This is a genomic window from Microcystis sp. CS-574, assembly GCF_028329095.1.
Classification (GTDB): Bacteria; Cyanobacteriota; Cyanobacteriia; order Cyanobacteriales; family Microcystaceae; genus Microcystis; species Microcystis ichthyoblabe_A.
The window spans coordinates 23,173-48,987 of sequence record NZ_JAQMSY010000242.1 but is presented as its reverse complement, the minus strand read 5'-3'; the positions used below and the strand labels follow the sequence as shown (position 1 = coordinate 48,987).

23 protein-coding genes are annotated in these 25,815 nt (G+C 43.7%); 12 read left to right on the top strand and 11 right to left on the bottom strand.

Annotation, left to right across the window (positions count from 1 at the left end; translation table 11 throughout):
• The first annotated feature begins 131 nt into the window (after nt 1–131).
• Nucleotides 132–551: a DUF29 domain-containing protein gene (locus PN470_RS19815; protein ID WP_103111760.1), complete on the top strand. Its 420-nt coding sequence runs from the start codon at nt 132–134 to the stop codon at nt 549–551.
• A gap of 185 nt (nt 552–736) precedes the next feature.
• On the opposite strand, the gene PN470_RS19810 is transcribed toward PN470_RS19815, so the two are convergent.
• Complete coding sequence (locus PN470_RS19810; RefSeq protein ID WP_272104979.1) at nt 737–2,359, bottom strand: calcium-binding protein; 1,623 nt, start codon at nt 2,357–2,359, stop codon at nt 737–739.
• 256 nt (nt 2,360–2,615) lie between these two features.
• Here PN470_RS19810 and PN470_RS19805 point away from each other — a divergent pair, with 256 nt between their 5' ends.
• Together PN470_RS19805 and PN470_RS19800 are read left to right on the top strand one after the other, a co-directional pair.
• On the top strand, nt 2,616–4,415 hold the full coding sequence (locus tag PN470_RS19805; protein WP_272104978.1) for an acyl-CoA dehydrogenase family protein: 1,800 nt from the start codon (nt 2,616–2,618) through the stop codon (nt 4,413–4,415).
• Nucleotides 4,393–4,755, top strand: coding sequence for an acyl carrier protein (locus PN470_RS19800; protein ID WP_002738809.1), 363 nt, complete (start codon nt 4,393–4,395; stop codon nt 4,753–4,755). Before PN470_RS19805 ends, PN470_RS19800 begins: the two co-directional genes overlap by 23 nt.
• Nucleotides 4,756–4,974: 219 nt before the next feature.
• On the opposite strand, the gene PN470_RS19795 is transcribed toward PN470_RS19800, so the two are convergent.
• The 3 genes from PN470_RS19795 to PN470_RS19785 all read right to left on the bottom strand — a co-directional run bounded on the left by PN470_RS19795 (nt 4,975) and on the right by PN470_RS19785 (nt 8,399).
• Nucleotides 4,975–5,598, bottom strand: coding sequence for a cytochrome c oxidase subunit 3 (locus PN470_RS19795; RefSeq protein WP_002738397.1), 624 nt, complete (start codon nt 5,596–5,598; stop codon nt 4,975–4,977).
• Nucleotides 5,599–5,727: 129 nt separating this feature from the next.
• Nucleotides 5,728–7,404, bottom strand: a complete 1,677-nt coding sequence (gene ctaD / locus PN470_RS19790; RefSeq protein WP_002738565.1) for a cytochrome c oxidase subunit I — start codon at nt 7,402–7,404, stop codon at nt 5,728–5,730.
• 29 nt (nt 7,405–7,433) lie between these two features.
• Nucleotides 7,434–8,399, bottom strand: a complete 966-nt coding sequence (locus PN470_RS19785) for a cytochrome c oxidase subunit II (RefSeq protein ID WP_002738474.1) — start codon at nt 8,397–8,399, stop codon at nt 7,434–7,436.
• A 314-nt stretch (nt 8,400–8,713) separates the two neighbouring features.
• Between PN470_RS19785 and PN470_RS19780 the strand changes: the two genes are divergently transcribed.
• Nucleotides 8,714–9,634, top strand: coding sequence for a COX15/CtaA family protein (locus PN470_RS19780; protein ID WP_130757373.1), 921 nt, complete (start codon nt 8,714–8,716; stop codon nt 9,632–9,634).
• A 13-nt stretch (nt 9,635–9,647) separates the two neighbouring features.
• Nucleotides 9,648–10,598: a heme o synthase gene (locus tag PN470_RS19775; protein WP_272104977.1), complete on the top strand. Its 951-nt coding sequence runs from the start codon at nt 9,648–9,650 to the stop codon at nt 10,596–10,598.
• A gap of 112 nt (nt 10,599–10,710) precedes the next feature.
• Here PN470_RS19775 and dnaA read toward each other — a convergent pair whose 3' ends face one another.
• A complete protein-coding gene (dnaA, locus tag PN470_RS19770) occupies nt 10,711–12,045 on the bottom strand; it encodes a chromosomal replication initiator protein DnaA (RefSeq protein ID WP_002792753.1) in 1,335 nt (444 codons plus the stop codon).
• Between the two features lie 84 nt (nt 12,046–12,129).
• On the opposite strand from dnaA, the gene def reads away from it, so the two are divergent.
• The 4 genes from def (at nt 12,130) to PN470_RS19750 (ending at nt 14,384) form a co-directional block, all read left to right on the top strand.
• Nucleotides 12,130–12,708: a peptide deformylase gene (def, locus tag PN470_RS19765; protein WP_002778184.1), complete on the top strand. Its 579-nt coding sequence runs from the start codon at nt 12,130–12,132 to the stop codon at nt 12,706–12,708.
• Nucleotides 12,709–12,892: 184 nt separating this feature from the next.
• Nucleotides 12,893–13,354: a DUF2996 domain-containing protein gene (locus PN470_RS19760; RefSeq protein ID WP_103111757.1), complete on the top strand. Its 462-nt coding sequence runs from the start codon at nt 12,893–12,895 to the stop codon at nt 13,352–13,354.
• Between the two features lie 79 nt (nt 13,355–13,433).
• The gene (locus tag PN470_RS19755; protein ID WP_002755488.1) at nt 13,434–13,811 is read left to right on the top strand and encodes a DUF3110 domain-containing protein; all 378 of its coding nucleotides are present in this window, start codon (nt 13,434–13,436) and stop codon (nt 13,809–13,811) included.
• Nucleotides 13,812–13,964: 153 nt separating this feature from the next.
• A complete protein-coding gene (locus tag PN470_RS19750; RefSeq protein ID WP_002739402.1) occupies nt 13,965–14,384 on the top strand; it encodes a YraN family protein in 420 nt (139 codons plus the stop codon).
• Nucleotides 14,385–14,884: 500 nt separating this feature from the next.
• Here PN470_RS19750 and PN470_RS19745 read toward each other — a convergent pair whose 3' ends face one another.
• Nucleotides 14,885–15,703, bottom strand: coding sequence for a tetratricopeptide repeat protein (locus PN470_RS19745; protein WP_272104976.1), 819 nt, complete (start codon nt 15,701–15,703; stop codon nt 14,885–14,887).
• Between the two features lie 876 nt (nt 15,704–16,579).
• Between PN470_RS19745 and PN470_RS19740 the strand changes: the two genes are divergently transcribed.
• On the top strand, nt 16,580–17,452 hold the full coding sequence (locus tag PN470_RS19740; RefSeq protein WP_271935121.1) for a hypothetical protein: 873 nt from the start codon (nt 16,580–16,582) through the stop codon (nt 17,450–17,452).
• 69 nt (nt 17,453–17,521) lie between these two features.
• On the opposite strand, the gene PN470_RS19735 is transcribed toward PN470_RS19740, so the two are convergent.
• Nucleotides 17,522–17,926: a hypothetical protein gene (locus PN470_RS19735; RefSeq protein WP_272104975.1), complete on the bottom strand. Its 405-nt coding sequence runs from the start codon at nt 17,924–17,926 to the stop codon at nt 17,522–17,524.
• Nucleotides 17,927–18,015: 89 nt separating this feature from the next.
• On the opposite strand from PN470_RS19735, the gene PN470_RS19730 reads away from it, so the two are divergent.
• The gene (locus PN470_RS19730) at nt 18,016–18,939 is read left to right on the top strand and encodes a lysylphosphatidylglycerol synthase domain-containing protein (RefSeq protein ID WP_002739398.1); all 924 of its coding nucleotides are present in this window, start codon (nt 18,016–18,018) and stop codon (nt 18,937–18,939) included.
• Nucleotides 18,940–19,004: 65 nt separating this feature from the next.
• Here the strand turns inward: PN470_RS19730 and PN470_RS19725 are convergent, their stop codons facing one another.
• Nucleotides 19,005–19,241, bottom strand: coding sequence for a hypothetical protein (locus PN470_RS19725; protein WP_002738997.1), 237 nt, complete (start codon nt 19,239–19,241; stop codon nt 19,005–19,007).
• Between the two features lie 117 nt (nt 19,242–19,358).
• Nucleotides 19,359–19,715 (bottom strand): hypothetical protein, encoded by a 357-nt coding sequence (locus tag PN470_RS19720; RefSeq protein WP_272104974.1) that lies wholly within the window; start codon nt 19,713–19,715, stop codon nt 19,359–19,361.
• Nucleotides 19,716–19,829: 114 nt separating this feature from the next.
• Between PN470_RS19720 and PN470_RS19715 the strand changes: the two genes are divergently transcribed.
• A complete protein-coding gene (locus PN470_RS19715; protein ID WP_272104973.1) occupies nt 19,830–23,156 on the top strand; it encodes an AAA-like domain-containing protein in 3,327 nt (1,108 codons plus the stop codon).
• A 268-nt stretch (nt 23,157–23,424) separates the two neighbouring features.
• On the opposite strand, the gene PN470_RS19710 is transcribed toward PN470_RS19715, so the two are convergent.
• Complete coding sequence (locus PN470_RS19710; protein WP_272104972.1) at nt 23,425–24,573, bottom strand: hypothetical protein; 1,149 nt, start codon at nt 24,571–24,573, stop codon at nt 23,425–23,427.
• Nucleotides 24,573–25,784 carry a hypothetical protein gene (locus PN470_RS19705; protein ID WP_002739093.1) on the bottom strand — a complete coding sequence of 404 codons (1,212 nt, stop codon included), beginning with the start codon at nt 25,782–25,784 and terminating at the stop codon, nt 24,573–24,575. The genes PN470_RS19710 and PN470_RS19705 overlap by 1 nt, the downstream gene beginning before the upstream one ends.
• Nucleotides 25,785–25,815 lie beyond the last annotated feature (31 nt).

Sequence of the window (25,815 nt, the reverse complement as noted above, 5' to 3'; positions counted from 1 at the left end):
TCTGAAATGGAAAAACAGCACTTTTTCTCGGTCAATGATTAGGATAAGTTATAATTTAAAAAATTAATCAACAACTAAAGCTTATGCTTGTAGCTAAGTGAAATCATTGATTAAGAGACCTGTACTTTTCAATGACTTTTTGCCGCAAACCCTATGTAGCTTGGCTGCAAGACCAAGCAGCAAAACTGCGATCGCCTGATCGCAATACTTTAGATTGGCAAACTTTAGCCGAGGAATTAGAGGAAATGGTGGATGAACGCAAATACAAAGCAGAAAGCTTTCTTATTCAACTCCTCAGTCACCTGCTACTTTACGCCTACTGGAATCATCCTTACTACCTACCCCACTGGACAGACGAGATAGATAATTTCAGATTAGAATTGAGCTTGCTGTTTCGCTCTCAGGTAATCTACAATCATGCCTTAGAACGGTTTGGTTATTGTTATCAAAAAGCTCTGGGAAAAGCGAGCCGCAAAAGTGGATTAACTTTACCAGTGGATTGTCCTTGGACAATTGAGAAAATTCTTGATGAGGATTCGTTACCTGGTTAAAAACTGGAGCTTGCAATCCAACTTACATCCATACAACAATAGGGTGGGCAATACCCACCTTACTTCAGTTGCTCAACAACTAATAGCTGGTATTCCAAAATCTGGTTGAAAAAGAAATTGAGTCATGCGACGAAGTTTCGACTCCATCCATGACTCAATTTTGATATATAGCGTTTCTAGGTTGACTAAATAAGAACTACGTCAAGAGAAACCACAAAACCAGCTGGAAGGTTTGCTATCGTGGCAAAATGGGTCCCTAAAAATGAAAGTGATCCACTCCCTGCGTTGTAACTGATCTGACTCAGAGAAGTGGCTCCAAAACCCGATGCGCTAACTTCAATTTTGTCTCCTTGTGTCCAGAAAAAGTCTTGGATAGTATCAACTTTCTCGGAGAGGAAATTGAACCGGAACTTATCGGCACCAGCACCACCAGTCAGGGTGTCATTGCCAGCGCCGCCAATCAGGGTGTCAACACCATCACCACCATTGATGCTGTCGTTGCCAGCACCACCATTGAGGGAATTATCCGCAGTGTTCCCGATGATTGTGTCATTGCCAGCAGTGCCAATTAGATTTTCGATGCTGACCAATGTGTCTGTAAGGAGAGAATTACCGGGGAAACTAACTACACCCGTTGATAAATTAGCATTGATTGGTCCCCAATAGAAAGCATAGGATGTCGTGTCATTTCCCAGACCCCCATCAATGGTATCAAAACCAAATCCACCGTCTATCCAGTCATTACCAGCGCCGCCAAATAATTTGTCGTTACCATCGCCACCATTGATGGTATCGTTGCCAGCTTCACCGAAGAGGGAATTATCCGCAGTGTTCCCGATGATTGTGTCATTGCCAGCAGTGCCAATTAGATTTTCAATACTGATCAATCTGTCTGTAAAGACAGAATTACCAGGGAAACTCACTAAACCCGTTGCTAAATTAGCATTGATCGGTCCCGAATAGAAAGCATAGGATGTCGTGTCATTTCCCAGACCTCCATCAATGGTATCAAAACCAAATCCACCGTCTATCAAGTCATCACCAGTGCCGCCAAATAATTTGTCGTTGCCATCGCCACCATTGATGGTATCGTTGCCAGCACCACCATTGAGGGAATTATCCGCAGTGTTCCCGATGATTGTGTCATTGCCAGCAGTGCCAATTAGATTTTCGATGCTGACCAATGTGTCTGTAAGGAGAGAATTACCGGGGAAACTCACTACACCCGTTGCTAAATTAGCATCGATCGGTCCCGAATAGAAAGCATAGGATGTCGTGTCATTTCCCAGACCCCCATCAATGGTATCAAAACCAAATCCACCGTCTATCAAGTCATCACCAGTGCCGCCAAATAATTTGTCGTTGCCATCGCCACCATTGATACTGTCGTTACCAGCTTCACCGAAGAGGGAATTATCCGCAGTGTTCCCGATGATGGTGTCATTGCCAGCAGTGCCAATTAGATTTTCGATGCTGACCAATGTGTCTGTAAGGAGAGAATTACCGGGGAAACTAACTACACCCGTTGATAAATTAGCATTGATTGGTCCCCAATAGAAAGCATAGGATGTTGTGTCATTTCCCAGACCTCCATCAATGGTATCAAAACCAAATCCGCCGTCTATAAAGTCATCACCAGCGCCGCCAAATAATTTGTCGTTGCCATCGCCACCATTGATGGTATCGTTGCCATCATAGCCATAAATGGTATCATCCCCCCAGAGTCCCGAATACCATCCAGTGACTCCTGCTGATGCAGAAGATGGAGTAATGATGTTATTAGAGCCATTTCCCGTAACTAGGGGCATAATTTAGTCCTTCTTAAAATTACATAATTTACACCCTGTGCCACTGTATTTTTAGTCTTGATTGCCAAGGCTTTCAGAAATCGGCAGAGATAAAGTATCCTCTGGAACCCTGATTCTGTCGTTTTTAGTTGCACATTGCGTAATTGTTGCCATTGTACGGCCAAAAGTCTAGAATGGTCATTAATTTTTGTGCATGGTCGGGTCTTCTAACCGAAGGCATTGACGAAAAGCACATCGTATCTGTCCTAGAGGCACTATGAAAAAGCTTAAGCAATACTGGACTGCTGAGGCACTGGAAAAAGACTTAGGCGATCCTCTCAATCCCGATAACCCTCTATCCTACAAGCGGGTGATCGAAATTGATGAGAGCGAAGAATTTCCCCACGAGGAAATTCGCTGGTTATACGACTGGAAACTCCAACACTACTACATTCCCACGGATTGCGGCGGTGAGTTCACCTCTTTTGAGGAATTTGTCGCTTTTGTGCGCGTACTGTCTCGACGGGATCAAACTATCGGCATCGCTTTTACTACCCTATTCTGGTCGTTTTTAAACTGGATGGCGGGAACCCCAGAACAGAAACAGAAGCTCGCCCGTTTTATCATGGATGACTATGGGGCGATGTGTCTGGGTTACTCGGAAAAGGAACACGGCAGCGATCTGATCAATGGTGATCTGACTGCGACGAAGGTGGAAGGAGGTTATATTCTCAATGGTGAGAAATGGCCGATTAACCGGGCGACTATCTCTGGAGTTTCCTTTATTTTGGCGAAAACCGATGCTAACGGCGGGCCAAAGTGTTTAACCCTATTTATGGTCGATAAACGGCAATTAGACCCCGAAAAATACTATAATTTACCGAAAATATACACCCATGGTGTGCGGGCCTCGGATATGAGTGGCATTGGTTTTAAGGATTGTTTCGTCCCTGATTCCATGCGTTTACGCGAGGAGGGAGACGGTTTAGAATTAGCCCTGAAAGGTTTCCAAATCACCCGAATGTTGTGCGCTGCTTTTTCCCACGGGGCAGCCGATACCGCTTTAAGAACTACCCTCGGTTTTGCCGTTAATCGGGTAATTTATAACAAAAATGTGATGGATTTGCCCCAACCCCGGCGCACTCTCGTGGATGCTTTCCTTGACATCCTTATTTGTGATTGCGAGACGATTCCGGCCGCGAGAGGTTTTCATATTATCCCCGAACAGTTTAGCGTCTGGGCTTCGGTGGTAAAATATTTTGTTACTGTCCGTCTGGAGGAGATGGTTAATAGTGTTTATGTGGTCTTGGGATCGCGTTTTTATATGCGAGAAGAACACGAATTCGGCATCTTCCAGAAGCTACTGCGGGATAATTCGATTATCAGTATGTTTGACGGCAGTTCGATCGTCAATCTTCATGCTTTAATCCTACAATTGCGTCCTTTAACCAAATATCGGGCTAAACGCAACTCGCGCACCATGTCGGCGTTAAAAACCCGTTTAGAGGCGATTTTTAGCCTAGAAAAGTCGGTTCCTCCCTTTGAACCCAATAATTTAGAATTATTTGGCCGGGGAATGGATGATTCCCTGCAAGGTTTAGAAATTGCCCTTGATATGCTCGAAGGATTGAAAAATTCTGACGAAGTGGACCCAGAGATATTAGAAAATCTATTGATGTTGGGTAATTTAGTTTTAGAGGAACTAAATGCTCACGATGAAAAGATTAGTCAATCGAAATTCGAGTATGGTCACGACCAATCACCCGAATTGTTCGAGATTGCCAAGAAATACTGCACTTTACACGCCGCTTCTGCTTGTTTACACACTTGGCTTTATAATCGTTCTATCTTGGGGGAATTTTTTGCCCGGGGGGAATGGTTGGTGTTGAGTTTACACCGATTACTGCGAACTCTGCGGCCGCTGCCTTACACTCTATCTGAGGTGTATGTAGAAAATGTTGCCCAAGAACTGCTGAAATTATATCAAGAAAATCAACATTTTTCGATTGTGCCTTTTCAATTAGCCCATTCACAAACTACCGAGGAAAAAACCCATGAACTCCAGCTCCAATCTTAATAATCTCGTACAAAATTGGTTAGTTAAACAGTTAGCTGATCAGTTATCTTTGGATGCTAAAACAATTAATGTGACTGAACCTTTAACCCGTTATGGTTTAGATTCGATCGATGCAGTAACGATGGTGGGTGATCTAGAAGATTGGGTCGGTCAAGAGTTACCTTCTACGCTTTTCTGGGATTATTCTACTATTGAAAAAGCGTCTCTTTTCCTAGTAGAAAACTACGATCTTTCTAATCTTTCCGGTGAGGAAAACCCCGCAGAAGTTGCTCCCGTCGCTGAAAAAGCCGAACCGGCCGCTAGTGGTGGCAAAGGTTGGAGTTTATTCGGTCGTCGTTAATTATCGGTTATCGGTTATCAGTTATCAGTTATCAGTTACTCGGTTATCAGTTATCAGCTTCTGAAGGCAAAAGGCAAGAGTCAAAAGGCAACAGGGGGAATAAATAATCAGTTTGTAATAACTGGATTTAGGATAACTTATAGGATAACTGCGGTAAGTTAAAATATATAAAAAAAGGCGATCGCTTGATCGCCCTTTTCTCCTACTAAATAACAAAAATTATCTCAAGATATACACCAGTAAAAACAGGATAATCCAGACCACATCGACGAAATGCCAGTATAATTCTGCCGCTTCCACACCAAAATGAGATTGACTAGAATAGTGGTCTTTTTGACGAGAACGCCAGAGGACAGATAGAATTAGCACTAAACCGAAGGTAACGTGGAGACCGTGGAATCCGGTTAAGGCATAAAAAGCGCTGGTGAAAACATTAGTTGTCAGACCGAATTCAGCGTGATAATATTCGTATCCTTGACCACAAAGGAAGATAATTCCCATTAGGGCAGTAATACCGAACCACAATTGTAAACCGGCGTTATTATTTTGTTTAATCGCCTTTTGTCCTATGTGCATAACAAAACTACTGGACACCAGAATAATCGTGTTAATTGTCGGTAGGGTTAATTCTAATTCTGGCGTGCCGGCGGGGGGCCAAACGGGTAACATGGTACGGTAGAACAAGAAAGCGGCAAATAAGCCTAAAAAGATGGAACTTTCCGCCACTAGAAACAAAACCACACCGAATAAGCGATGATCCGGGTGGCCATGATGTCCGTGTTCCACTGTTTCCTGATGATAATTGACAGAGAGTTGAGAATCTTCGAGCGTTGAACCTTGCATGATTGAATGTCCTTAGTTTACACAGGAGACGGGGAGCTTTTTGTCAGTGGGAAGTGGGAAGTGGGAAGCTTTTTTTCGGTAAACAGCAATCAGTGAACTGATAACTGATAACTGATAACTGATAACTGATTATTGGGATTCAGCACCCACTTCAGCGAGGAGATCTTGTACTGATTCCGCTGCTTCCGATTCTTCCATATCAATACCGTAATCGTAGGGGCCAGACCAAAGAATCGGCATTTCCTCAAAATTCTCGATAATTGGGGGGGAGGAGGTTTGCCATTCTAGGGTTAAAGCGCGCCAAGGATTACGACCGGCGGGTTGACCTTTAAAGGCACTCCAGACCATATTAATAGCAAAGGGAATACTCGATATACCGAGAATATAAGCCCCTGCGGTACTAAGAACATTTAAATCCTGAAACTGCACATCATACAGGGCAATACGACGGTTCATACCCAATAATCCCAATTCGTGCATCGGCATGAAAGTTAAATTCAAACCGATAAAACTGAGAACAAAGTGGATACGACCGAGAGTCTCGTTATACATCCGTCCGGTCATTTTCGGGAACCAATGGTAAACGGCAGCAAACAGGGCCATTGCCGTACCACCAAATAGTACATAATGGAAGTGACCGACGACAAAATAGGTATCGTGGACGTGGATATCGAAGGGAACAGAAGCCAACATAATCCCAGTCAAACCACCGATGAGGAAGGAAGACAGGAAACCGATCCCAAATAATAAAGACGTATTGAGACTAAGTTTACCGCCCCAAAGAGTGGCACACCAACTAAAGATTTTAATGCCCGTGGGAACGGCGATTAACATGGTTGCCGCCATGAAAAACATCCGTAACCAACCGGGGGTGCCGCTGGTGAACATATGGTGGGCCCAGACGATTAAACCCAAGAAACAGATGGTGAGACTGGAATAGGCGATCGCTCGATAACCAAAAATCGGTTTACGCGCGTGAACCGGTAATATCTCCGATATCGTGCCGAAAAAGGGCAAGATCATGATATAAACGGCAGGATGGGAGTAAAACCAGAACATATGCTGATAAACCACCGGATCGCCGCCGCCGGCAGGGTTAAAAAAGCTCGTGCCGGCGATTAAATCAAAGGACAAGAGAACGAGAGCAGAAGCGAGAACGGGGGTGGAAAGCAGTACCAGAGTCGAGGTGGCCAGCATTGCCCAACAAAATAGCGGCATACTGTACAAATCCATCTCAGGAATCCGCATTTTCAGGATCGTGGTGATGAAATTAATCGAGCCTAAAATCGAAGAAGTCCCGATCAATAAAAGGCTCAAAATCCACAATTCTTCCCCCCATTTGCCGCTAATTAAGCTTAAAGGTGGGTAGGAAGTCCAACCGGACTGGGGTGCGCCGACAAAGAAACTGGATAATAATAGCAGCCCGCCGGGGGGGTTAAGCCAGAAAGCCACAGCGTTAAGACGAGGAAAAGCCATATCTTCGGCCCCAATCATCAGGGGAATGAGATAATTGGCAAAACCCGCCCCAACCGGAACGATCCAAAGAAAGATCATGATCGTTCCGTGCATGGTCATGAATTGGTTATATAGTTCTGGGGAGACGAAATCGGGGTCGGGAGTGGCTAATTCTGTCCGCAGCACTTCCGCGAAAGCACCGCCAATAAAGAAGAAAAGAAAGGCAGTCACCAGATATTGAATACCGATGACTTTATGATCGGTGCAGAAAGTAAAGTAATCTGTCCACTTGCGGTGATGGATCACCTCGGGAACGGTTGCTGGGGTGGTTATTTCCGTTGATGCTGTCATAAGGCCAAGATTTTAGATGACAAGAAAAATTACATTTGCTGCTGATGGGCAACTTGGGCGAGGATTTCACCGTTTATGCCCATTTCTTCGGTGTAGGGGGTCAAATATTGACTATCAGAGCGATCTTTAGCGGTCATAGCTACGGTTCGATCGCTGTCAACTTCGGCGATCGTGTTATCCTGCACCCATTGGTCGTAATCGGCTTGGGAGTGAACTACAAAGCTAGATTTCATGCCGCCGTGATAGGCCCCGCAAAGTTCCGCACAAATGATCGGATATTGACCAATTTGGTTGGATGTGAACGATAACACCGTTTCCTGTCCGGGGATAACGTCCTGTTTTAGACGCAATTGGGGAACCCAGAAAGCATGGATCACATCCCCTGCTTCCATATTCAGTTGCACGGGACGATTGACGGGAGCGTGCAGTTCTCCGGAAACAATGCCGGTTTCGGGATAGGTGAAGATCCAAGCGTATTGAATACCTTTAACATTGACCACTAGGGGGGGAACTCCTTCACCATCGTAGGAATTGCCGATACCTAGGGCTACTCTGCGATCGCCGCCCAGGGCCATCATCGTGCCGTGGTGATGACCGTGGTGGGCGATTTCTCCTTTGCCACCCTTGGAAATCAAGGGATCGAGACCGCCGATATTGTTATAAATCTCGAAGCTATAGACGGCAAGGATAAAAACGATTACCGTCGGGATGGCTGTCCAGAAGATTTCTAGGGGGACATTGCCCTCCACTGCCGGCCCGTCGGTTTGATCCCCCGGTTTACGGCGAAAGCGAATCACTATATAGATAATCACGCCTTCAACTATTAAAAATAGTCCCGTGGCGATGGTCATCATCAGATTAAAGATATTATCTATCTCCTGAGCATCTTCAGAAGCGGCCACAGGCATTAAGCCATGATTTTGGCCATACCAGAGACTAATTAAGGTTAAGGTGATCCCGAGTACGAGCGTCAGGATACTGCTGGGAATTTTCACGGTCTTTTCAATATTTTTAATAGTGGCTACTTATTCAAGGCTAAAACATGATTCCCCTATAGATGGGAAATTTAACCAGCATCTTCTGAGAATTTTATCTTTTCTTTGGGATCGTTTTCGGGGAAAGTATTTAAAATAACTAATTTTTATGTTTTATTCTGAGTTTATGTAAACAAATGTAACGGAAATGGCCAGAAATCTAAAGAATATCTAAAAGGTTTTACCAGTCGTAAAAAAACTCATTCACAGTGATAACTGACTGGCAAACAAAGCCAGGATCTTTGATGACAGACTCCTTGAGAACAGGCAAACCGATGACCGAATCTGTTTTTAACCCGACACCCCTAAGAGAAACCGGCAATATTCAGGTGTGGATGCGCCGCTTAGTCTGGAAAATTGCGATCGCTACTTTCGCCCTCATGGTGGTGGGCGCTGCCACCAGAGTTATGAACGCCGGTTTAGCTTGTCCCGATTGGCCTCTCTGTTACGGTCAATGGATTCCCAGTCAGCAGATGAATCTACAGGTATTTCTGGAGTGGTTTCATCGTCTCGATGCCTCTTTGATCGGGTTTAGTACGATCGCTCTCGTCGGTCTGTCTTGGTGGTATCGTCGCCATCTTCCTACTTGGCTGTTGCCATCTGCGATCGCCGCCTTGGCTTTAATTCTCCTGCAAGGAGTCCTGGGAGGATTAACCGTCACCCAATTACTGCGATTTGACATCGTAACCGCCCATTTAGCCACAGCTTTGCTCTTTTTTGCCACCTTAATCGTCATTGCTATTTGTCTGACTCCCTACCGTGGCACAGGTACGGTCGGAAAACTAACCGGGATGGGAATGGTCGCCACCAGTCTAGTTTATCTGCAATGTCTCCTCGGCGGTCTCGTCGGTTCCCGTTGGGCAGCCCATCAGTGTTTAACGGTTTCCCAACTCTGCACGGTGATGAATAGCCACATTATCGGGGTTTTTCCCGCCACTATCTCGGTGTTAACCCTAGTTTTCTTCGCTTGGCGAGCTGCCGCTATCCATCCTCTCCTCAAAAAACTAGCTTTTAGCGCCGGGGGATTAGTCGCCCTACAGGTGTTTTTAGGCGTTGCCACCCTGAAACTACATCTCCAGGTGGAACCCTTAACCATTACCCACCACAGCATCGGTGCGCTATTGGTGGGAACCCTCGTCGCTTTTACCACTTTTGCCCTTCGCGATCGTTCTTTCGCGCCTATAAGCCATCTCTAAGGATTTAATCACGATGACTGGAACTCAAGCCCTTCGCCACCACGATAATTTTTTACAAGTCGCTAAAAGTTATTATCAACTCACTAAACCGCGAATTATTCCTCTACTGCTGATTACCACGGCCGCTGCCATGGAAATCGCCTCTAAAGGTCAGGTTTCCCCCCTATTACTCTTTCTTACCCTCCTCGGTGGCACTCTCGCCGCCGCCGCCGCTCAAACCTTAAACTGCATCTATGATCGCGACATCGATCACACCATGCTTCGCACCCGCGCCCGTCCTATTCCCTCCGGCCGCGTGCAACCCCTCCACGCCCTCATTTTTGCCCTCGTTTTAGCTTCCCTTTCCCTAGCACTTTTTGTCTTTTTTGTCAATACTTTGAGCGGATTTTTAGCAATGACCGGTATCGCATTTTATATGCTGATTTATACCCATCTGCTCAAGCGTCATAGTGTCCAAAATATTGTTATCGGCGGCGCAGCCGGCTCGATTCCTCCTCTCGTCGGTTGGGCGGCAGTAACGGGCGATCTCGGTTGGATTCCCTGGATTTTATTCGCCATTATTTTTCTTTGGACTCCTCCCCATTTTTGGGCTTTAGCTTTAATGATCAAGGATGATTATGCAGAAGTGGATATCCCGATGATGCCCGTAGTTAAAGGAGAAGAAGCCACTAGCGAACAGATTTGGCTCTATACTTTAATCGTCGTTCCTTTCACTTTCCTCCTGATTTATCCCTTGGCTGCCTGTGGTGTGGTTTATGGTCTAGCGGCTTCGGTTTTAGGGTTTGTTTTCCTGAAAAAAGCTTGGCAATTAAAACAGAATCCTTTTGATCGAGACATGGCTCGATCGCTGTTTAAATATTCCATTCTTTACATGATGTTATTATGTACAGCTATGGTGATCGATAGTTTACCCATGACCTCTCGTCTCCTCGCTACAATTGCCAGTTTATTCCCCTGTAGTTAATCTCAGTTATCAGTTATCAGTTATCAGTTATCAGATGTGAGTTTTCAGTTCACTGATTACTGTTTACTGAAAAACCCCATCTCCCCAATTCATAATTCATAATTCCCTCCGACTACTGATTGCGACTGAGGGAGTTAATTCGCTCGATTAGTTGCGCTAAGATTTCTTGTAATTGTCGATCTTGATGTTGGGAAAGGTTGATTTTATCACAGCTATAAATAACGGTGGTGTGATCTTTGCCGCCAAATTCTTCGCCAATGCGCGGTAAACTTAAATCCGTGTGTTGACGCATCAAATACATCCCAATCTGTCGAGCAAAACTAATTTCTCGTCGGCGGGAATTTCCCTTTAGATCAGCGATCGAGAGTTGAAATTTTTCCGCTACTACCGCCATAATAATCTCAGGAGAAGTGGCAATTTTGGCCATTGGTGGATTTAAAACCGGCGCGATATTTTCTACCGTCATCGGCAATCCGGAGATAGAAATATAAGTAGTAGCCCGGATTAATGCCCCCTCTAATTCGCGAATATTAGAAGTATAATTAACGGCAATATATTCGATAACTTCTCTTGGGAGACGCAGATTTTCGTACTCGGCCTTTTTTTGTAAAATTGCCATGCGAGTTTCGATATCTGGTGCTTGGATATCGGCGACTAATCCCATAGAAAAGCGAGAAATTAAACGATCCTGTAAACTGGGAATCTGTTTGGGGAGGCGATCGGAGGCTAAAACTACCTGTTTTCCCGCTTCGTGCAGGGTATTAAAGGTATGAAAAAATTCTTCTTGAGTGTATTCTTTTCCTTCAATAAATTGCAGATCATCCACTAATAATATGTCAGCATGACGATAATGATTACGAAAACTTTCCATACTATCTTGACGGATAGCGGTGATTAAATCATTCGTGAATTGTTCCGTCGATACATAAAAAACCTTGGATTGGGGATATAATTCCAGACGATAATGACCGATGGCCTGCATTAAATGGGTTTTACCTAATCCCACACCACCACAGAGAAAAAGCGGGTTAAATTCGCGTCCGGGTAATTCCGCCACCGCTAAAGCAGCCGCGTGGGCCATGCGGTTAGTTGGACCGACAACAAAACGGGAAAAATTATATTTAGGGTTAAGTTGATTACTGGGCGGTAATTCTGATTCTAAGCTACTGTTAGGCTGGAAAATAGCGATCGAATCCCCCTGTTGTGCCGTTAGTTGAATCTCGACGGGATAACCGACGATATCCTCCACTACTTCGGCAATTGTTGACAGATAATTTTTCTGAAGATGGTTAAGAATAAAGGGATTGGCAGCCTGAATTACTAAGCGATCGTTTTGCCATTCTTTAACCGTTGCCGTTTGAAACCAAGTCTCAAAAGCGGGACGGGTTAATAGTAATTTTAGACGCTCTAGGAGATTATGCCAAAGTTGTTGGGTGCTGCTATCCACGGTTAATTTTGATTAACAAAGTTGCTCTAGTGCTGCTGCGGGGAAACCTTATCAGTTTAGCGAGATTTTGCCGTTGACGATAAAATGATTTTCAGAGCGAAACAATTAATCCTTATACAGATGACACAAGTTTTAACAATCACCCAATTAGGAAACCCAATTCTACAGCAAAAAGCACCGGAGATCGATAATCTTCTCGATTCTGACTGTCAAAATTTGATCGATTCCCTGATTACCACGGTGCAAGCTGCCCACGGGGTGGGAATCGCCGCGCCCCAAGTTGCTCGGTCTCTGCGTCTGTTTATCGTTGCTTCTGGTCCCAATCCTCGTTATCCCGACGCTCCGATCATGTCACCCACTGCCATGATTAATCCGCGTATTTTGCAGGTGAGCGAGGAAATGGTCAAGGGTTGGGAAGGTTGTCTCAGTGTCCCCAATTGGCGCGGTTTTGTCCCCCGTCATCAGTGGATTGAGGTGTCCTATTCTGGTCGCAATGGTCGGGAAATCCGTCAAGTTTTCAGGGATTTTGTCGCACGCATCTTTCAACACGAATACGATCATCTGGAGGGAATCCTCTTTCTTGATCGCCTTGCTTCTCCGGCGGATTTATACTCGGAGGAAGAATACCAAAAAATCAGTAATATTGCTGAATATAAGCGTTAACGGGAGAATTAGTTTGAGCATTTGTACTAAAATTTCCAATACGCAGTTTAAATTCAATACAGCTTAGGCGGGGGGATATGATAGTTTTTAGCACCCAACTACACTACTTAGCTAAAAAAACTGATAACTGATAACCCGGGAGAAAATATAATTGTAGCTACCTACCCATTCCTGATTAATTCCTATGGCAGAAGAAACCACCACCCCAGCAACTCCGGCAGCAGAAGCAGCAAAACTGGCTCAACCTGCGGCTGCTAAAAAACCCAAGGAGCCTACCGTTGAGGAAAAACCCTTTGCTGAATTTATCGAGCAGCATTTTCAGCCCGCATTGGCTGCCGCCTTGCAAAAGCTGGGTATAACTGATATAAAGCTGTCCTTTAAACAGGATAAAATTCCCGTGCAGGGCTTTTCTAGCTCTCCCTGTTGGCAGTTAACTGGCAATTGGCTCGGGGGAATGCGTCAATTTAGCATTTATTTTTTAGAAGAAGACATCAATGGCAAAAAAGCTTTTTCTCAAGCTGAGGGCGGTGCTAAACCTAGTACACTTGAATCATTTATGATCGATGAAAGGAAAGTTAGTCTTGATTTACTGTTGTTTTACACCCTGCAACGGCTTAACGGTCAAAAGTGGTTGACAAGAAACTAAAATTGCTGAGGATTAGCGATCGAGAAGGGGGGTAAAATGAGCATAGACGACCACTGCTTATCGATCGCTAATAGTAATTATGCGTGTATTTGTACTACTTTTTAACGCAGGCACAGAAAACGAAGGTATCCACACCATTCAAATGGGAGCTATCAATAAGGTGTTGATGTTTGAATCGGAAGATGATGCCACCCGTTATGCGCTGTTGTTAGAGGCCCAGGATTTTCCGACTCCCACGGTAGAGAAAATTGATTCGGAGGAAGTGGCAGAATTTTGTCGCAGCGCTGGCTATCAAGCGGAAATGATTGAAGCGGGTATGTTGGTAATTCCCCCCGAAAGCAATGCCGAGGAGTTGGATTGGCAAAAAGAGGAAGTCCCCCCCGCCGAGGAGGAGTTTTCCGAGATTCCCGATGCGGAGTTAGACAGCATCCGTCGTCGTCTAGAAGGACTTTTGTAATAAACCTCTTGTAAAAATCGAAAATTGTCCTGCTTGGTTAGGAGACAGGAGACAGTAGCCAGTAGTCAGGAGTTCAGAGTCAGAAGACAGGACAATAAATCAATATTGTTCCCTGTTCACTGATAACTGTTTACTGATAACTGTTCACTGAATATGACAACCGTGGGGGAATTGGGCGAAAATTTGGTGGCGGATTGGTTGCAATTACAGCAATGGCATATCCTCCAGCGTCGTTGGCGTAGTGGCGGCGGTGAAATCGATTTAATCGTCTTATCTAAATCTCAGGCGATTCTCGCTTTTGTCGAGGTGAAAACCCGCAGCGCCGGCAATTGGGATTTAGGGGGCAAATTAGCAATCGATGACCGTAAACAGGGGAGAATTTACGAGGCTGCCCAGATATTTCTCTCCTTTTATCCCCAATGGTCCGATTTAACCTGTCGTTTCGATGTGGCTTTAGTTAGTTGTCAAAAAAGTTCTCTATTAGCTTTACCTGAGTTTTCCCTTGATTATCCCTGTCAGCGACAGGCAGGTTATCAATTGCAGTTACAGGAATATCTCGTGGCGGTTTTCTAAAAACACAATAGGCCCGCCTAGGGAGGCGGGCTTTATCTTGTACAAACGATATGGACTCCTAAAAAATTAACGGACTCAAAATAATAGAGGTTTACGGAAACCACAACAGTCTATCTGTCAACTATCAAGATTTCTCAGTTTACCGACTCAGGTGCTGATTACGGCTCACTCCATCTGTCCTATATCGAGCAACAGAGGCGAAACCATACTTTACTTTACAAACTTTGAGAATCTGCGTCCGATTTAGCTGTTGCGTTGAGCTAGAGCAGGTGGCACAGGCTCTAGGTCTTTTTGCCTGAAAGGAAGTTGAGTCGCTTCCCTTGTGCCTTTATGTTTTTAATATAACACCTTTGTCGGGACTCGATCGAGCTTGTGATTAAAGTTTACATTTATTGATTTTTAGCAAAAATTGCCGTTACAAAACTATGGGAAGTGGGGTGTGGGGTATGGGGAGAATAAATAAAATAATCTCCTATCTCCTGACTCCTATCTCCTGACTCCTATCTCCTGACTCCTATCTCCTGACTCCTGATTAGGGACTGAATCTCCTCTCTGTAGGCAAAAGGAGCGCGACTGAGAGCCTCTTGAAAGAGGGGTTGAGCCTCTTGATTTTTGCCCTGTTCTTTTAGTACGATCGCCGTCGCTAAAATCGGTCGGAAATCGTTAACATCCATCTGTTGAGCTTGTTTATAGGTGTTTAAAGCTTCCGGATAATTTTGCTGCTCGAAATAGATTTTGCCTAAAAGTAACTGAACGGAAACGATATCGATTAAACTAGCGGGATTATTGGGATCGGCAGCGGCTTTTAAAGCACGATCAATCGTGTCTTTGACTAGACTAATCGCCTCGGTATGGCGGTTTTGGCTGAGAAACAAATTAGTTAATCCAGTTAAGGCCCGTAGATTTTGGGGATGGGAGGCCAAAAGGCTGCGATAACTGGCTGTGGCTCCTGCATAGTCCTCTATTTGCTGTTTTGCTTCCGCTAAAAGTAGTAGATAATCGGATTGTTGGGGGTTAAGTTGCGCTAATTTTTCTAAAGGTTCGATCGCTTGCTTTAAATCGCCCTGCTGTAGGCGAATATCTAATAATCCCCGCAAAGCCGTCTGATTATCGGGTTCACGCTCTAAAACCATCTGATAACCCAGTGCTTGACTGGCTAATTCCTCTTGTTTCACTGCGGACAGATGACTCTGGCCCGAGGAGTGCTGACTCTGGAGAATAGAAGCCAATAGCGGCATGATTGAGAAAGACAGCAAGGCAAATAACATCAGGATGAGACCGATGGACAGCCAACGACGGTTAGAGAGAGAGGCTTTCATACACTGGGGTGCGAGGGGACAGACAGGAAAATGTTATGGAAATCTGGAGATTTGATCAGGGGATCGATCGAATTCGCCGCTCTTTATCTCAAATGTCGGGGTGAAGACCCGAAGCGCTTAGTGCGACGGGATGAAACCAAGCGCCAATACAAAACAGCACTTCGACACATTTCGAGGGGCTTCAATGTCAAGGCTCAATAATACGAAGCACGGTTAAAAATAAGCGTCCAGTCTCCTGAAAAAATCTCGAATAACTTCTTCTTTTAAGGGTCTTGACCTACTTAGGCTAAATAGCTACTATATGAGTATAGCGGATAGGGTAATCAACCGCTTTAAAAACCCATGTAGTCTAATCACTACGCTATCTGCACCTTGACAATTAAAGATATGGGGTTCTACTCAATAGTTCTAGTTTCTCACCCGTGAGTAGGTAAAATCTTTACAGGAACTAGACAAAGCAGTATTTGAAGCTAACGTTTCAATTCAAGCAAATTTTGTACCCCCCTTGCCCCCCCAACCCCCCCCCGATGTCGGGGGCAGGGGGGGGAGGCAAGGGGGGACTATCGTAGGGCATACGAAAAGTAATGCTTGGGGAGAGAACCACCTCTGGGTTGGATAACGCAAGGTATCTAGTTTAAGTGGACTCGTTGAACCAAGAATCCCTCGCATGAGCGCGATGGGAGTGTCAATGAGTACAATGGGCAGACAGTCAAGACTCAAAAGGGTTTTGATAAGGTTGACAGTCAGAAGATCATGGTTCTTAATATATTAGATGCCAGTAGATTCGCCCTAGAGGGTTATTGCAACCCCCCAGATCGCGCTTTTGACTTGCTTGATTACTAATTTACTATGTGTCTCCGCCGCTAGGAGTGTGATATGAATCGTCCTGGGAATCGGTTTACCGAATCACCGAAAACCCCCCCGACTCCTGAAGTGGAATTTCAGGAAGTCCCCCTTGAGTCCCCCCATACTGAGGCTGACTCAGCCGTAGAGTCAGCCACCCCCGAAGAAGTCAAACGTCAACAACCGATCCCCCCTCCCAGTCATCTGCGGCAGTATCGGGCGATCGGTCTCGTCTATGGCCATTATCAGCGATCGGAGGAACAATTAACTAAAGGCAATATTTTAACTGCCGATGGTACTCTGATCGATTCTGTGATTCTCGGTCGGGTGATCAGTTTGGTTAAAAATCATCTCGATCTGGAAAAACCCCATCTTTGGGTGGTTTATCCCCGCACCCGTCAGGAAAATGATGCCCTTCATGTTCAGATTGTCGGTGTTTGGGAACCAGAAACCCTGAAAAAAGAGGATGATCAGGAGATAGAGCCTCTACCCGCTTCTACCCCGGGTTATTTTTCGATTCGAGGCGAAGTCATCTTTACTGAACGGGAAAATCAAGCGGTAGTGGTCAAAATCCGACAAATGCCCAAAACTGAAGCGGACAAACCCAAGTTTTTTAAACTAAAATTGCGCGGCACTTTACCAGGTAAACCGATCGGTCGTTTTTGGGATTTTCAGATACAACTGAAAGGAGATGCCTTAACCATTTTGGAAGGTTTAGACCTCGGTTTTGCCAGTAAGAAAAAACCGATGGGTAAGGGAGGTTTTAAAAAGCCTTTTGATAAAAATCGTCATCCCTCGGCCGATAGATATTCTCGACCGGAAGGGGAAGGAGAAAAGCGACCTTTTGCCCCCGGACAATCCCCTATCCCTCGGCCTTCCCGATCCAAACCCCTATCGGAAAACTAATTTTTTCTAAGGATGGGTGCAGAACCCATCCCTAGGTTTACAGGTTTTTTTTCAGGAGTTATTTGCTCCTTAGTATCTGGGAATACGAGCGCGGATTCTATAACCATAATCCGTTCCTAAAATCTCGACGATAAAAACCGCCAACTGAGTGCCTAAAGTTGCTTCATCAACAGAATCAAAAGAGTAATAATCTTTTATTAACCACTCTTGACCACCATTAACTAAAGTACATCTAAATGTACCAAGAGATTCGGCAATTTCTGTATATTCTGTATAGTTTCTCGTTCTTACTTCGCCCCTACTATCTGCCCTCAAACATAATTGATTAAGTTCTGCATAAAATTTGGCAGGAATTTTGTCTAAATCACCCCCTTTAGTCGCCCAACGCACAAAAAGATGGAAAGACCAAGGAAGATTGAGATAAACTAGATAACATAAAACCAGAATAGTTGTTAAATATAAGGAGGAAGTCAAGAATTTATTATATTTCCTTTTTCGGGATCGATTTAAATGGTTAGCTAAATCTAGCTTTGATTTTCTCATTTTAATTAGTAAAAAATAAGATGTATAAAAAAATCCTGCGTTTTGCTCCGATTATCCTGTCCTTGAGTTTGTTTATTCTAGCGGTCTGGGCAATTAGTCAAGAATTTAAACACTACACTTTTGCCCAACTCTTGGCTAGTTTGGATCATATTACCACAAGTCGTAAGCTAGAAGCTGTTTTTTGGATGGCTTTGGGTTATTTGTCGATGACGGGTTATGATCGCCTAGGTTTTTATTATATCAATCATCCCTTAGCTTTAGGCACTATTATCCGTACTGCTTTTATCAGTTATGCCCTTGGTAATACCATTGGTTTAACCTTATTTTCTGGGACAGCGATCCGTTATCGTTTCTATACTCCTGCGGGGGTGGGGGTGGTGGATATTGCCAAAGTCATCACTTTTACCCATTTAAGCTTTTGGTTAGGAATGTTAGGGATTGGTGGTGTAAGTTTCCTCGTTGATCCCCAACGGATTCCTCAACTTTTAAAATTACCTTTTTTAACTACTAAACCTTTAGGAGTAATTTTTTTATTGCTGGTTACGGGCTATTTTTTCTTGACTCTCACTTATAAAAAACCGATAAAAATCGGCAAAGAAAATATCTATTTACCCTCTTGGACTCTTTCCTTGGCTTTGATTTTGTTGACTTTTATTGATTGGATATTAGCCGCTAGAGTTCTATATCTTCTACTCCCAGACAACCATAATACTTCGTTTTTAGGATTTTTCGGTCTCTATGTATTTGCCATGACAGCAGGGGTATTAAGCAATGTGCCGGGGGGAATAGGTGTTTTTGAGTTTATCATGCTGAGATTACGCCCCGAATATGTATCTAATGCCGAGCTTTTCGGTTCTTTAATCGCCTATCGAGCTATTTATTATTTCCTGCCTTTAATTGTCGCTTTTGTCTGGTTATTGGGTTACGAAGCTCGCAGAAAATAAGACCCGCAAATTAGCTTAAACGGACAAAAAAAGTCCCCATGCCGTCATAGCTGGGGAGCATCAATCTAGTAGGCTAAAGTTTCTAAAGTTTCGCGTAGATAGGAACAAATGCGAGCATCAGCATCGTCTCTATTTTTACCTGATTCTAGTTGTTCTTGCTGCCAACGCCGAAAACCGGAACTAGCGGCGATGGCTTGTTTTAAATGCTCCCAAGTGTGATGATCTTTGTGAAGTGGGGTGTCGGAAAATGTGGTGGAGTTGCCCATCTTTACCTCTGGTGGTAGGGTTGCACCTTTTAACATAACTTAAAAATGGCTGGAAATTCTGATAACTGGGACACAATTAGCCAGAAAAAGGTGTTGCCTAGCGGGAAAGCTGCGGGGATGCCAACACCTTTTTTGAGGAAATCTAGCGGATTTTTAGGAGATTTTGCTGGTTTCTGCCGCTTCTTCCACTTCCACTGCCTGATTTAAAGCTGCGGGGGGAATGGGGATAGGAAATACCGCCGGCAGGTTACCGGTGGTATCTTCAGGAGGCTGCGCAGAGTGAAAACGACGGTAGCTTAAAACACCAGCTAGGGTGATTGCTCCTGTAGCGGCGGCAACCCCTAAAATAAGTTTGTTAGGATCCACATGGAAGGTGGTATTGCTGCCCAAAATGCCTTTAGCTTGAGAGAAAGCACAAGCGGAGGCGCTGCCGGCATCAAGAGTACCTAAAACAATACCACTGACGAGGGTGGCACTGACGGCGATGGAGGTGAAAAAAGTTTTCTTCATAATTGCCTTGGGGATAGGTTGTCAATAGCGATTATCCTTGCATTATAGATATCTAAATCACAATTGTCTATTTTATTTCTTTTGGTGACATTGAAATAATTTTGTTTAAGAATCATGAATTATCAATATCGTGTCGGGGGTAGTCTTGCTTATAACCATCCTACCTATATCGAGAGAAATGCCGATCAAGAACTGTTAACGGCGTTGAAAAATGGTCAATTTTGCTACGTTTTTAACTGTCGTCAGATGGGCAAATCCAGTTTAAGGGTACGAGTAACTCATATTTTACAGCAATTGGGCAGGGATTGCGCGTCCGTAGATATAACCAGTATTGGTAGCAATGATAATTTATCCCAATGGTATAACGGCGTGATCACCCGTTTGTTTTTAGGATTTAATCTGACGGGAAAAATTAATCTTAAATCCTGGTTGCGCGAGCGAGAGGATTTACCCCCCGTGCAGCGTTTGGGACAATTTATTGAGGAAGTTTTATTAGTTTATTGTCGGGGAGAGAAAATATATATTTTTATTGACGAGATTGATAAAATTCTCAGTTTACAGTTTTCTCTAGATGACTTTTTTTCCCTGATTCGTTATTGTTATAACCAAAGAGCGGAAAATTCCCAGTATGAAAGAATTACTTTTGCTTTATTCGGTGTGGCTACCCCAGCAGATTTAATTCGCGAAAAGACGCAAACATCTTTTAATATCGGCCAAGCGATCGAATTAACGGGATTTAATCTTGCAGAAATTGCTCCTCTAGCTGCGGGATTATCCGGTCAAAGTAATTATCAACCCGACTGCTTAGAAAAAATTATTTTTTGGACGGGAGGACAGCCATTTTTAACCCAGAAAATCTGTCAGCTATTGCGGGAAAGTAATTTAGATATTGAGACGCTGATCAAAGAAAGAATTATTAATAATTGGGAATCTCAAGATGAACCAGTGCATCTGCGAACTATTGCCGATCGCTTGTTAAGAAATCAAGACAAAGCGGGTCGTTTGTTAGGCATCTATCAACAAATTTTAGAAAAGGGATCAATCCTGTGCGATGATAGTCCAGAACAAGGGGAATTAAGGTTATCGGGGTTGGTGGTAAAAAAGGATAATAAATTAGTAGTTTATAATCCTATTTATCGAGAAATATTTAATCTCAATTGGGTGGAAAAACAATTAGAGCAATTGCGTCCCTACTCAGAAGCGATCGCCGCTTGGCAACAGTCTAATTATACCGATGAATCGCGGCTTTTACGCGGAAAAGCTTTAAATAATGCCCTCGATTGGTCTCAGGGAAAAAGCTTAAGTAATCTTGATTATCAGTTTTTAACTGCTAGTCAAAATCTTGATAAAAGAGAGGCAGAAATTAGTCTAGAAACTCAGAGACAAGCTAATAAAATTCTAGCAATTGCTCACCAAAAAGCTACGAAAAGAATTCAAATTGGCTCGGTAATTTTAATTGCTTCTCTTTTGGGTTCTCTCTTAGCTTTTATTCAGGTAAAACAAGCGTGGCAGCAAGTAGAAACCGCTCAATTAGGTATTCAATTACAGCGCAAGGGTGATAGTGATTGGCAACAATTTCAATTTGAACAATTAGAATCTTTAATTGCGGCCATGCAAGCAGTCAATAGTTTAAAAAATATCGTTACTGATGGGCAAACCTTGAGTAAATATCCTGCTACAAGTCCAATTATTACCCTACAACAAATTTTAGATCGTATTCAAGAAAAAAACCAACTGCAAGGACACCGGGGAACTATTTATAGTGTTAGTATTAGTCCTGATCGTCAAAAAATAGCCACTGCTTCCCAAGATGGGACGGTAAAAATTTGGAATCAAAAAGGTGAGAATATTCAAACTTTGACAGGTCATCAGGGAGCAGTTTATAGTGTTAGTTTTAGTCCCGATGGTCAAAAAATCGCCACTGCTTCCGAAGATAAAACCGCCAAAATTTGGAACTTGCAAGGGCAAAATTTAGTCACCTATCCTGACCATCAAGAATCAGTTTATAGTGTTAGTTTTAGTCCCGATGGTCAAAAAATTGTCACCACTTCCAGGGATAAAACCGCTAGATTATGGAATTTATCAGGTGAAACTTTACAGGTATTTAAGGGACATAAAAGATCGATAGATGCAGCTAGTTTTAGTCCCGATGGTCAAAAAATTGCCACCGCTTCCCGGGATGGTACGATTAAAATCTGGGATTTATCAGGTAAAATTATCTTGAGTTTAGGTCAAGAAAATATTGAGGCTTTTTATAGTGTTAATTTTAGTCCCGACGGTCAAAAAATTGCCGGGGCAGCGGCCGATAAAACTGCTAAAATCTGGGATTTAGAGGGAAATTTAATAGCTACTTTCCGGGGACATCAAGATTTTGTCAACAGTGTTAATTTTAGTCCTGATGGACAGTTTATAATTACTGCATCTAGTGACGGTAGTGCTAAAATTTGGGGAATGCAAGGGGAAGAAATAACTACTCTCAGAGGACATCAAGAATCAGTTTTTACTGCTGTATTTAGTCAAGATGGAAAAGAGGTGGTAACTGGATCGAGTGATGAAACGGCTAAAATTTGGCAGCTGAACAATTTAAATAAAACTAGGGTCGATAATACCAGCGTTAGCATTAATTCCCAGGGCAATATTATCGCTATTGCTAACAAAGATGGTCAGATTACTTTACTCGATTCCCAGGGAAAAAAAATTAGAGAATTTGCCACAAAAATGCGCTCAATCTATAGTATTGCTTTTCATCCTGATGGTAATCAGATAGCGATTACAGGAAGAAATGGAAAAGTACAAATCTGGAGTCAAAAAGGAACAATGCTTCAAGAATTTACTGCTAGTCAAGTACCGATTTATAGTCTTGCTTTTAATGGAGAGGGAACAGCAATAATCACGGGAACAAGCGAGGGAAAAGTTCAATACTGGCATTTAGGTAATTATCGGCCTCAATTAATTAATTCTTGGACAGTTGATGATAGTATTATCTATGATTTGGTGTTTTCTCCCGATCATCAAAAAATTGCTACCGCTACTCGGGGAAAGATTAAAATTTGGGATTTGCAGGGCAATCTTTTAAAGGAGATTAAAACCGATTCTTTTCCCGTTTATGGAGTTAGTTTTAGTCCCGATGGTGAGAAAATCGCTGCTATTTCAAGGGATGGTACAGCTAGACGCTGGGACATTGACGGAAATTTGCGCTCCGAGTTTAAAATAGAAGAAGATATCGTCTATGGGATCACTTTTAGTCCTGATGGTCAAGAAATTGTGATTATTTCTAGGGATGGTCAAAAGCATCGCTGGCCCTTAGAAACAGAATATAATTATTTACAAAAATTGCTCGATCGAGGTTGTTTTTGGTTAGAAGATTATCTCAGGACTCGTCCCGAAAAACGAGAAGCTCTATCCCCCTGTACTGGGAAAATAAAACCATTCACCTTTTAAACTTGGTTTGACTGGGTGGGGGGTGAAGGTTAAATTAATTAGTTAATTTCTTGATCTCTTCGGTTTGTCTTATGCAACGGACAGGGTTATAAGGGATGAAACCCTTATAGAAACAGACATTACTGCAATTTTTGTCAATTGTTTGCAATCTGGAGCGAACTAATCAATTAAATCTCTTGCTAGATCAGGATTTAGTCGATTTATGTCTCCATATAGAATCATACCAAGTAACGAAGAACCCAACATTTTTGGTTTTAACGCTAGAATTTTATCTAAACTTTGTCACTTTAATGAATTCAGATGCTGTAATTTTTAACTCTCCATCCAAGTTTCTCACGGTGTACGATCTGAGTTCTCTTTGGGTTGAACCATCGGGATAAACATAAGTATTTTGTCCTATAAAGTTTATCGAAGTATCTGTTCTCGAAGTAACTTGTAAATCTTCGACAGTTACTCTTTTAAATTGACTGAAGAAGCTAGGAGAAGAAAATGACTCTGCCAATTGTGGGCTATATAAAGACCTTGCCTGATCGAAGTTTTTTTCTGAAAGCGCATAGTACAGATTTTCAATCAGGGATATCGCTTCGCCTTCGTTGATATCTTGATTGACACTTTCACTAGGAACAAAAGTTTCTGATTTCTGACGCGCTGCTTCCAGTCGGGCTTCTGCTTCTTGTCTCCTTCTTTGTTCTTCTGCAAGTTGTTGTTCTGCCTCTTTTCTTCGACGTTCGGCCTCTTCTCGTTGGCGCTGTTCCGCTTCTAGACGTTGTTCTTCTCTGGCTTTCAATTCGGCTATTTCTCGATCGCTCGCCTGTTTTTGCTGTTCTTGAAAATGCACTACACTGCCCGCTAATGCCAAAACTCCCACTGAGCTAATAGCGATCGCAATCTTTGTCCAATTGTTTGAAGGTGAAGGAGGCGTTGGCGGGGGTACTGGCTGAGAAGGAATGGTGACGGGATTGACAGGCAGTTGCACGGGGATAGTTGAAGAAACCGAGAAAGAGGAAGTTGGTTGCCCGGCAGAATCTGGTACAGGAGTCGGGATTGGCGTAGGAACTGGCGTAGGAATTGGTGGATCCGATGAAGGGTTGGTTTTAAGGTCATTGCTTGAAATCACCCCCAAAGCTAAAGCCCAGGATTCCACTGCCCATCTAGCGGCCTCTTCAGCTAACCCCAGATTATCTTGCAGTTTTTTGGTTAGTCGTGCTAAAAATACTACTGGTGGCGTACTATTTTGCGAGGCCAGTAAATCGGCGGGGACTCGTTCTTTCAGTGCGCCCACGAGAACGGCAATTTCCTTCTGATACTGTCCACATAAGTCTCGTAGCAGTCCCTCACAGCGTTGTGGTTCATCACATAGAGAACGACCATATTGAATAATAATTTCCTTGAGTTTTTGACGGGGTAAATCATTCATCAGCAAATTTCTCCTGCTACTGAACCAAAGTTGATTTTTGTTGCAGCCGCTAATTTAATGTTGCGTCCGGGATCGATCTGCTTTTGCTCTCCACTTGGAAGTGTTGCTATCCAAGATCGACAGGAACAGTTTTTTAAGCCTAAAATCGTTGGGTCTTTAGGATTATGACTGACTTCAGCCACTATATTATCAGCGTTCTGAGGTTCTAATCCTGGAATTTCCTGTGGGCTTAATCGAGTCCCATCTGTTAAGGTAATAACTCTGCGGTTCAGGCGTAGGGAAAATTGATTCTGAGATTGCAAGACTGTCTGGGAAGGATATTGAGACGCTAAGTCTGGGGAACTGCTAGCAAGCTGGGGTGAAGCAGCTGCAGCACAAACGACAATGGCAATTGCTCCCACCATTTGTTGGTCTCCCGGTCGCACTGTGTGGGTAGTCCCAGCAGGGATGTCTTCACAGAGAATTTGCCCCTGAGTAAGTTGGTAACGCAGGGCAACAGGTGGCGCATTGCGAGCGTAAACGGTACAGATATTGGGGTCGCCACCGATGCTGACAGGCTCAGAGCCAAGGCTGACTGTTCGACTTTCTTTGGGGTTATAACGGATTTCCAGCCACACTTCTCGGAAAGCTGTCTCAATAATCGCAATCATCAAACCAATGCAAAAGCCAATGGCAGCACTGCCCAACAAGCGGGCTGCTGTCTCGGAACTCCCACTGACGACAGCTAACAGGACAAATAGACCTCCACCTAATATACCGCCCGCTAAACCGCCTCCCATGCCGCGAATTTGCCCTAAATTGGGGATGCGGAAACTCAAACCCAGTCCTAGTAAGACTCCGGCGATGCCCCAACAGATAATTCGTAAGAATTCAGTCGGTCCAATACTGGAGTAGAGGTATTCAGCGATTCCCCCTGCGATCGCTCCTGCTAGGAAACCTACCCAGATACCATCTCGGATAGCCTTGCCTAGTTGTAGTCCTCGTTTGAGATACTGAAAAGAGGCACTCAGTAAAGCAATAGCAATGCCCGCACCAATCAGTCCAAACCAGATACTGGATGTAAAAACTTTCGCGCTTAAGGAGTTATAAGCTTGCTGTATCATCAGAACAAAAAAAGGTTCAGCAATTAAAGCACCAATAGCTCCGCCCCCTGCACCCCAGATGGCAAACTGTATCGCTTTTCCGAATCCGGCTATGATATTTTTATTCATGGCTGTCTTTCCTCCTAATTCATTTAATTCA